The sequence below is a fragment of the Nonomuraea guangzhouensis genome, assembly GCF_019396345.1.
GTDB lineage: Bacteria > Actinomycetota > Actinomycetes > Streptosporangiales > Streptosporangiaceae > Nonomuraea > Nonomuraea guangzhouensis.
On record NZ_JAHKRM010000002.1, the window covers coordinates 594,826 to 603,830 of the forward strand.

The following is a 9,005-nucleotide window of genomic DNA, read 5'->3' on the forward strand; positions in this document are numbered from 1 at the left end:
CCTGGCCGTTACAGGGCCCGGCCGCTTGACGTTCTCCCGGCCTCGCCTCGATACTTTCTGCAACCGGTTGCCGTATCCAACGCAGGAGTGGTGAACGACCGATGACACGAACACTGGTGACCGGCAGCGCCGGTCGGCTGGGGCGCAGCGTGGTCGTCTCCTTGGCCCAGGCCGGTCATGAGGTGATCGGCATCGACGCCGTCCCGGGCACTCCCGCCGAGGCCGCGGTCACCCTGCCCGCCGACCTGACGAACCTGGGCGAGGCGTATGACGTCATGGCCCGCTTCCGGCCCGACGCGGTGATCCACCTGGCCGCGATCGCGACCCCGTTCAGCCGTACCGACGGGCTGACCTTCCGCACCAACACCCAGCTCGCCTTCAACGTGTGCCAGGCCGCCAGCAACACCGGCGTCGGCAAGGTGGTGGTGGCCAGCAGCCCCACCGTCATCGGCTACGGCTCGCCCGGCGGCTGGGCACCCAGCTACCTGCCCATCGACGAAGAGCACCCCGTCGCGCCGTCGAACGCCTACAGCCTGTCCAAGCTCGTGGCCGAGCAGACGATGGCGGCGTTCGCCCGCGGCGGGTCGGAGACGCGGTTCGCGGCGGTGCGGCCGTGCTTCGTGGTGGCTCCGGAAGACTGGGCCGGCGCTCCGACCCAGTCGGGCCACACGATCGCCGAACGGCTGGACCGGCCGGACATCGCCGGGGTGTCGCTGTTCAACTACCTCGACGCCCGGGACGCCTCCGACCTGATCGCCGTGCTTCTCGACCGCCTGCCCGACCTGCCCAACGGCGAGGTGTTCTTCGCGGGGGCGGCCGACGCGCTGGCCCGCGAGCCACTGGCGGAGGTGCTGCCCGCCGTCATCCCCTCGACCACCGCCGCGGCCGCGAACCTGACCGGGACCGCTCCCGCCTTCACCTCCGCCAAGGCCGGGCGGATGCTGGGCTGGACCCCCAAGCGCTCCTGGCGCACCGAACTGGAGACCGGATGAATCTCAGCGGAGTCCTCTTCTTCCCCGTCACCCCCTTCGACCCCGCCCACGGGCTGGCCGAGGAGGTGCTGGCCGAGCACATCAGGCGCGGGCTCGAACACCGGCCCGGCGCGGTGTTCGCGGCCTGCGGCACGGGCGAGTTCCCCGCACTGTCGGAGTCGGAGCACGCCGCGGCCGTCCGGGTGGCCGTCGAGACCACGGCCGGCCAGGTGCCGGTGTTCGCGGGCGCCGGCGGCCCGCTCGGCTCCGCGCTCAGCCAGGCCCGCGCGGCCCGCGACGCGGGCGCCGACGGCCTCCTGCTCATGCCCCCCTACCTGGCCACGGGCACCGTCGAGGGGTTCGCCGCCTACGTACGCGCGGTCGCGGCGATCCTTCCGGTCATCATCTACCAGCGCGGCGCGGTGGCACCGACGCCCGAGCAGGTCGTGGCGCTGGCCAGGATCCCGGGCGTGATCGGCCTCAAGGACGGCCTGGGCGACATCGACCTCATCCAGCGTACCGTGCTGGCCGTGCGCAGGGAGATCGGCGACGACTTCCGGTTCTTCAACGGGCTGCCGACGGCCGAGCTGACGATGGGCGCCTACCGCGGGATCGGCGTGGAGCTCTACTCCTCCGCCGTCTTCGCCTTCGCGCCGGAGATCGCCACCGCGTTCATGAACGGCGCCGACCACCTGCTCACCGAGTTCTACGAGCCGCTCGTCCGGCTCCGCTCCAAGGTCCCCGGCTACGCCGTCTCCCTGGTCAAGGCCGGGGTACGCCTCGGCGGCCTGGACGCGGGCCCGGTGCGCCCGCCGCTGGTCGACGCCTCGCCGGAGCACGTGGCCGAACTGAAGGCCCTGATCGAACACGGACGGTCGCTGGCGGCAAGCTCATGATCCGCGACCTGAAAGTGAGCGCTCACACCGCCCGGCTGCCCAGGCCGTGGGGTCCCGACGTGCCCGCCAACCACGTCATGGTCGTGGAGATCACGCTGGCCGACGGCCGGACGGGCACCGGGTTCTCCTGGACGCCGCAGATCGGCGCGCGGGCCGTACAGGCGCTGCTGGAGCACGACATCCGCGAGGCCGTCATCGGCCTGGACCCGCACCCCGAAGTCGTGTGGGACCGGCTCTGGCGGCACCTGCGCGAGGCGGGCCCCGGCGGCATCACCACGGTCGCGCTGGCCAGCGTGGACCTGGCGCTGTGGGATCTGCGCTGCGGCGAGCGCGGCCTGGCCGACGTGCTGGGCCGGCGCCGGGACACGGTGCCGGTGTACGGCAGCGGCGTGAACCTGCACTACTCGCTGGAGGAGCTGGTCGCCCAGGCCGGGCGGTGGAAGGCCGCGGGCTATCCCGGGATCAAGATGAAGGTGGGCCGGCCCGACCTCGCCGAGGACGTCGAGCGGGTGGCCGCGGTCCGCGAGGTCGTCGGCCCCGGCACGCTGCTGATGATCGACGCCAACCAGCGCTGGGACCTGCACCGGGCCCGCCGCGCGGTCGAGGCACTGGCCCCGTACGACCTGCACTGGCTGGAGGAGCCGCTGCCCGCCGACGACGTCGCCGCGCACGTGGAGCTGAGGCGGTCCGTGGACGTGCCCATCGCGGTCGGCGAGAACGTCTACACCGTCTACGGCTTCCGTGACCTGCTGACGGCGGGGGCCTGCGACATCGTGCAGCCCAACGTGGTCAGGGTGGGCGGCATCACCCCGTTCCTGCGCATCACCGAGCTGGCGCGGGCCTTCGACGTGCCGGTCTACCCGCACCTGCTGCCCGACCTGTCGGCGCAGCTCGCGCTGGCCCTGCCGCTGCCGTGCATGGCCGAGGAGGTCGAGGACGCCTCGTTCGCCGCGCTGGGGCTGCTGGCCGAGCCGTACCCCGTCCACGTGAGCGACGCGAAAGTGCGCGTCGGAGAGCACCGGGGGCTCGGCCTCCACTGGAGATGAGCATGCGGGTCGTACTCGCCGGAGCGCACGGATTCGGCTCCCACTACCTGAACCGGCTGCGCCGCCTGGCCGGCCAGGTCGAGCTGGCCGGCATCTGCGACGTGCGGCCGGTCTCCCCCGAAGACCTCGAAGGGCTCGGCACGCCGGAGTTCTCCGCCGACCTGCCCGAGCTGATCAAGCGGACCGGGGCGCGGATCGCGATCCTGGCCACCCCGATCCCGACGCACGCCGACCTGGCGCTGGCGGCGCTGGCGGCGGGCGCGCACGTGCTGGTGGAGAAGCCGACGGCGGCCACGCTCGCCGACTTCGAGCGGATGGAGCGGGCCGCCGCCGAGGCCGGTCTGGCCTGCCAGGTGGGCTTCCAGAGCCTCGCGTCCGCGGCCCTGCCGGAGGTGCGCCGGCTGATCGCCGAGGACACGATCGGGCGCGTGACCGGCATCGGGGTGGCGGGGGCGTGGCCGCGGCCCGCCTCCTACTTCACCCGCAGCTCCTGGTCGGGCCGGCGCCGGCTCGACGGCGTGGACATCGTGGACGGCGCGCTCACCAACCCGTTCGCGCACGCCGTCGCCACCGCCCTCGCCGTGGCGGGCGCCGAGGAACGCGGCGCGGTCACCTCGGTCGAGGCGGAGCTGTTCCACGCCAACGCCATCGAGTCGGACGACACCTCGGCCATCCGGATCCACCTGGCGGACGGGCCGCCGATCGTGGCCGCCGTGACGCTCTGCGCCACCGGCCGCGACGAGCCGTACGTGGTCGTCCACGGCGAGCGCGGCAAGATCACGTTCACGTACACGGTGGACGAGGTCCGCGTCGGCGACGGCCCCGTGCGCCGCTTCCCCCGCGCCGACCTGCTGGAGAACCTCGTCGAGCACGTACGCTCCGGAGCCCCGCTGATCGTGCCGATCCACCGGACCGGCGCGTTCATGGAGGTCCTGGAGGCCATCAGGGTCGCGCCCGACCCGCTGCCGATCGCCACGGACCACCAGGACCTTTCCGGCGAAGGACCGGCGCTGCCCGGCATCGCCCAGCTGGTCGAGACCTGCGCGGACCGGCTGGAGCTCTTCTCCGAGCTGGGCGTGAGCTGGGCCGTTCCGATCATGGTGGCGGACCGGGTGGTGGCCGAGTACGTCACACGGCCCGACCTGCCGATCACCGCGGCTCCGCGGCCCTACCTCCACCCGGTGCGCACACTGGGCGGCACGGTGGTGACCGAGGTACAGCCCGCGGACCATCCGCACCATCTCGGCGCCGGGGTAGCCGTCACGGACGTCGGCGGGCGCAACTTCTGGGGCGGGCGCACGTTCGTCAGGGACCAGGGGCCGCAGTGGCTGGACGACCACGGGACGCAGCGGCACGTGTCCTTCACCGGGCGCGACTCCTCGGGCTTCGCGGAGACCCTGCTGTGGCAGCGGCCCGGCGAGGACCCGGTGGTGCGTGAGGAGCGGTCCGTGCGGGCCGTCCCGCTGTCGCGGGGCTGGGCGCTGGACTTCGGCTTCACGCTGCGCAATCTCACGGGCGCGCCGCTGACGATCCAGAGCTCGGCGACCAAGGGCCGGGCCGGGGCGGGCTACGGCGGGTTCTTCTGGCGGGCGCCGGCGGCCTCGCGGGGGTTGCGGGTGTTCACCGAGGCGGCCGAGGGCGAGGAGCTGGTCCACGGTTCGCGGGCGCCGTGGCTGGCGCTGGCGGGCGAGGACTGGACGCTGGTGTTCGCCCGGTCGGGGGACGATCCGTGGTTTGTCCGGGTGGCGCAATATCCCGGTGTGGGCACCGCGCTGGCCTGGGACACGCCGCTGGTCTTCGAGGACGAGCTGCTCCGGCAGGTGTCGGTGGTGGTGGCCGACGGGCGTCTGTCCGCCTCCGAGGCGGCCGAGCTGGCGCTGGAGGCGGACGGCTAGCTTCTGTGCAGGTGGGTGGCCAGCCAGGTGAAGGCGTGCTCCTGCATGGGGACGTCGAAGGCGTGCGGGGCGTCGAAGAAGACGCCCTCGTAACCGCCGTCCGGGTGGTGGCGGCCGATGGCCTCGTGCGCCGCGCGCATCCCGGCCAGCGGGAACAGCTGGTCCCGCTCGCCGTACAGGACCAGGAGCGGCTCGGGCGCGCGGGCGGCGACCAGCGCCGGCCAGTCGCAGACGCGCGACAGGCCGGGCGGGAAGAACATCCAGGTGTGCCCGGCGACGTAGCCGTCCAGGAGTTCGCGGTAGCTGGAGACCATCGCGGCGACGGCGACCGCGGCGACGCCGGGGTCGAACGCGCCGAGCAGCGCGGCGCGCAGCCCGCCCCCTGACAACCCCACGCACCCGACCTGCCCGATATCGGGGCGCGACCGCAGATAGGCCGCGGCGGCGAGGTCCTCGCCCGCCACCACGCCGGCCAGCGACGTGCCGAGCAGCGTGCAGTACTTCTCCAGGACGTGCTCGTGGTGCCCGGCCGCGACGTCATAGCGATCCGCCTCGGACATATCTGGATCATCTGCCTGGGCGAGCACCCGCTCGGGCATGTCCGCCCGGTCGAACCGGCGGCTGCCCCAGCCGATCACGTCATGGACGAGCACGGCGAAGCCACGCCTGGCGAGCTCGCCCGCGTAGGCGCGACCGCCATAGATCTGCTCGCGCAGCCGCCGCACCTCGGGCGTGGGCGGCTCGGGGCCATCCGCGAGCTTCTCCTTGCCCGCCCACTTCATGCCCGCGTGGCAGTGCAGCGCGAGCACGCCCGGCAGCCTGCCCGCCGCGTCGCGGGGCTTCAGCAGGTAGGCGTGGGTACGCGGGCCGAAGCCCACCGACCAGGAGAGCTCCTCACCGCTGAGGTCCCGCGTCGTCCACGAGCGCTCGACCCGGACGTCTCCTACCGACAGGTCGAGCGTCCCGATGGCCTCGCGGGCGGCCGTCCTGAGCGCGAGGCCCGGCGCGGCGTCGGGAAACAGTCCGCGCCGGCCCTCCGCGAGCTCGACCAGCCCGGAGAACGCCCCGAGATGGCGCAGCTCACGCACCGGTCAACCCCCTACGAGGCGGGTGCCGTCGGCGGCGAGGCGGACAGGGGTGCCGGTGGTGGCCGAGCGGGTGGCGGCCACGCCGACCAGCACGCTGCGGATGCCGTCGCGGTAGCCGGCCGGGCGCCCGAGCGGGTCGTCGCCGGGGCCGCGGAAGACGTCGTCCAGCAGCAGCCGGTCGCCGCCGCCGTGGCCGCCCTCTCCCTGCTCGATGACGATCTCCTCCGGCTCCTTCCAGTGCTGGTGCAGGACGAGCTTCTCCCCGGCGCCGGCCATGTGCTCCTTGCCCGCGGCGCTGGGGTCGATCGCGGCGTGCTCCGGGGTCCAGGGCCGCTCGTTGACGTCCAGCTCGATCCGGCCCTCGGTGCCGTTGAAGACGACGCGGTAGCCCTCGTACGGGGCGTGCGCGGTGAGGGAGTAGGTGAGCATGGCCCGGTTGGCATAGCGGACCAGGACCGACATGTTGTCGTCGATCGTCACGCCCGGCCCGAAGACGTCCTGGTCGCGGATGTAGCCGTCCTCGTGCTCGGCGTCCAGGTAGAGGCGCTTGAGCCGCTCATCGGTGGAGATGTCGAAGATGAACGGGTCGGTGCCCAGGCCGGGCGCGCCCTGGCCGCGGGCGGGGCGCGGGCCCCTGGGCAGGGCCTGGCCGTAGAAGCGCAGGTCGGTCTGGGCGAAGACGAGCTCGGGCGCGGCCGCGAGCCACCAGTTGACCAGGTCGAAGTGGTGGGTGGACTTGTGGACGAGCAGCCCGCCCGAGTTGACCTTGTCGCGGTGCCAGCGGCGGAAGTAGTCGGCGCCGTGGATGGTGTCGAGCGCCCAGTCGAAGTGGACCGAGGTGACCTCGCCGATCGCGCCTTCGCTGATGAGCTTCTTGACCGCCGAGTTCCGGGGGGAGTAGCGGTAGTTGAAGGTCACTACCAGTTTGCCCGGGTTGCGCTCGGCGGCGGCGGCGATGGCCTCGCAGCCTTCTGCGTCGATGGTGAGGGGCTTCTCCACGATGACGTCGAGCCCGGCGTCGAGCGCGGCGACGACGTAGCGGGCGTGCGTCGCGTCCATGGTGGTGACCACGACGGCGTCGGCCAGCTCCAGCAGCTTGCCGAACTCGTCGGGGCCGAAGCACGGCACCTGGTGGCCGATGCGCTCGACGTAGTAGTTCATGCGCGTCTGGTTGGTGTCGCAGAGGCCGGCGATCGTCCCGGTGTCTCGCCAGTCGCCCAGCAGGGCGTCGACGTACATCTGCGCGCGATGGCCGAGGCCGACGAAGGCGTACCTGGTGCTCAACTTCTCTCCCCGAGTCGTGGAGTGGCGGCTGGGGGTCGGGACCCCCAGCCGGGATCAGACCTCAGCCGGCCAGAGCGGCGTTGGCCTCGGTCAGGAACTTCTGCGCGCCGGCGTCCGGCGACGTCTTGCCGAAGACGACCTCCTCGCTGTTGCGCTTGAGGATGTCCTCCATCTGGAGCGCGCCCTTCGGCGGGGCGGTGATCGGGCTCAGCTCGCTCTTGACGTCGCCGATGAAGGTCAGCGTCTTCTGGTCGACGGGCGGCAGCTTGCCCTTGACGGCGGCCAGCACCTTGGCGTTGGTCGGCAGGCCGCGGTCGCTCAGCAAGATCGCGGCCGCGTCCGGGTCGTTGACCATGAAGTCGATGAACTTGGCGGCTTCCGCGGCGTGATCGGACTTGGCGGAGGCCGTGTAGAACATCGACGGCTGCAGGAACATGCCGGTGGTGGTCGCGCCCGCGGCCTTGGGCATCCGCAGCAGGGTCATCTCCTGACCCGACGCCTTGGACAGGGCGTTGAGCTGGTTGCTCCACCACATGCCCATCGCGCCCGCGTTGGTGGCCAGCAGCGACTGCTCAGGGCCCAGGGAGATCAGCTCGGCGCTCTTCGCGGCGTCCGCGGACCCCTTCGTCTGGATGAGCTGCTGGTGGATGGCCCACCACGCCTTCAGCGTGTCGGCGGTGATCCCGATCTTGTTGCCGTCGTAGAACTTCTCGCCGCGCTGGGCCGCGAAGATCTGCAGCCAGGCGGGGTTGTAGTTGTACTCGGCTCCGACCATGCCGCCGCCGGCCGCGGTGACCTGCTTGGCCGTGTTCATCCAGTCGTCCCAGGTCCAGGACTTGTCGTCGGGCAGCTTCTGCTTGGCCTTCTCCAACGCCGTCGCGTTGACGAGCATCGAGAAGGTGTTGACGCCGGTCGGGATGGCGTACTGCTTGCCGTCGATCTGGCCGCTGGTGAGCACCTGCTGGTCGAGATCGGCCGTGGGCAGCTTGCCGGACAGGTCGGCCAGGGCGTTTCGGCCGGCGTACTCGCTCAGGCCGCGGATCTCGATGCTGATCACGTCGGGCGAGTCGTTGGCGGCCACCTTGGTGGCGAGCTTCTCGTAGTAGCTCTCCCAGTTGGAGAAGTCGCCTTCGACGTCGATGGTCGGGTTCTTCTCCTCGAACTTCTTGATGACCTGCTCGGTGAGCTTCTGCCGGGAGTCGCTGCCCCAGTAGGAGAAGCGGAGATGGACCTTGTCATCGCCCGACTTGCCGCCACCGCCGCCACATCCGGCGGCAGCCGTCATCACGGCCGTCGCGAGCAGGGCAACGGTCCACACCTTCGTGGGCTTCACAGCTCTACCTCCTGGTCAAGCGTTGCGGGGGGTGTTATTTCAGGCCGGTGGTCGCCACACCACGGATCAGGTACTTCTGACCGGCTAGAAAAAAGCCGAAGATCGGCCCCAATGACACGATCGACATCGCGAACATGGGGCCCCACGACGACTCGCCACTGGAGTCTAGGAAGGAGCGGAGGGCTACTGCCACCGTTAGATTGTCGGAATTGGTCAGGTAAAGGTTCTGACTGAAGAAGTCATTCCAGGTCCAGATGAAGGTGAAGATGCCGGTCGTGGCGAGGGCCGGGGTGCAGAGCGGGAGGATCACCTGGAGGAAGACCCGCCAGTAGCCCGCGCCGTCGATGGAAGCCGCCTCGTCCAGCTCCCGGGGCAGGGTGCGGATGAACTGCACCATGAGGAAGATGAAGAACGCGTCGGTGGCCAGGAACTTCGGCACGATCAACGGCCAGATCGTGTTGATCCAGTCGAGCTTGGAGAACACGATGTACT

Annotated in this window: 8 protein-coding genes; 4 read left to right on the forward strand and 4 right to left on the reverse strand. The window is 71.4% G+C overall.

Going from position 1 to position 9,005, the window contains the following annotated elements:
• Positions 1-101 precede the first annotated feature (101 nt).
• From KME78_RS05745 to KME78_RS05760, 4 genes are read left to right on the forward strand one after another with little or no spacing between them, the layout of a single operon-like run.
• The gene (locus KME78_RS05745; protein ID WP_219527677.1) at positions 102-992 is read left to right on the forward strand and encodes an NAD-dependent epimerase/dehydratase family protein; all 891 of its coding nucleotides are present in this window, start codon (positions 102-104) and stop codon (positions 990-992) included.
• Complete coding sequence (locus KME78_RS05750; protein ID WP_219527678.1) at positions 989-1,867, forward strand: 5-dehydro-4-deoxyglucarate dehydratase; 879 nt, start codon at positions 989-991, stop codon at positions 1,865-1,867. Before KME78_RS05745 ends, KME78_RS05750 begins: the two co-directional genes overlap by 4 nt.
• Entirely contained in the window at positions 1,864-2,913 is a 1,050-nt protein-coding gene (locus tag KME78_RS05755) for a mandelate racemase/muconate lactonizing enzyme family protein (RefSeq protein ID WP_219527679.1), read from the forward strand. The genes KME78_RS05750 and KME78_RS05755 overlap by 4 nt, the downstream gene beginning before the upstream one ends.
• 2 nt (positions 2,914-2,915) lie before the next feature.
• A complete protein-coding gene (locus KME78_RS05760; RefSeq protein WP_246650403.1) occupies positions 2,916-4,808 on the forward strand; it encodes a DUF6807 family protein in 1,893 nt (630 codons plus the stop codon).
• Here KME78_RS05760 and KME78_RS05765 read toward each other — a convergent pair.
• The 4 genes from KME78_RS05765 to KME78_RS05780 form a co-directional block, all read right to left on the reverse strand.
• A complete protein-coding gene (locus KME78_RS05765) occupies positions 4,805-5,896 on the reverse strand; it encodes a dienelactone hydrolase family protein (RefSeq protein ID WP_219527681.1) in 1,092 nt (363 codons plus the stop codon). The two genes, KME78_RS05760 and KME78_RS05765, sit on opposite strands and share 4 nt — an antisense overlap.
• A gap of 3 nt (positions 5,897-5,899) precedes the next feature.
• Positions 5,900-7,180, reverse strand: coding sequence for a Gfo/Idh/MocA family protein (locus KME78_RS05770; protein ID WP_281428605.1), 1,281 nt, complete (start codon positions 7,178-7,180; stop codon positions 5,900-5,902).
• Between the two features lie 61 nt (positions 7,181-7,241).
• Positions 7,242-8,513 carry an ABC transporter substrate-binding protein gene (locus KME78_RS05775; RefSeq protein ID WP_219527682.1) on the reverse strand — a complete coding sequence of 424 codons (1,272 nt, stop codon included), beginning with the start codon at positions 8,511-8,513 and terminating at the stop codon, positions 7,242-7,244.
• Positions 8,514-8,547: 34 nt separating this feature from the next.
• A partial coding sequence (locus KME78_RS05780; protein ID WP_219527683.1) for a carbohydrate ABC transporter permease occupies positions 8,548-9,005 on the reverse strand: 458 nt, incomplete at its 5' end.

What these genes read in the sequence shown, in the direction of transcription:
- KME78_RS05745 (WP_219527677.1), top strand. Translation starts at nt 102, where the DNA reads ATGACACGAACACTGGTGACCGGCAGCGCCGGTCGGCTGGGGCGCAGC.
- KME78_RS05750 (WP_219527678.1), top strand. Translation starts at nt 989, where the DNA reads ATGAATCTCAGCGGAGTCCTCTTCTTCCCCGTCACCCCCTTCGACCCC.
- KME78_RS05755 (WP_219527679.1), top strand. Translation starts at nt 1,864, where the DNA reads ATGATCCGCGACCTGAAAGTGAGCGCTCACACCGCCCGGCTGCCCAGG.
- KME78_RS05760 (WP_246650403.1), top strand. Translation starts at nt 2,916, where the DNA reads ATGCGGGTCGTACTCGCCGGAGCGCACGGATTCGGCTCCCACTACCTG.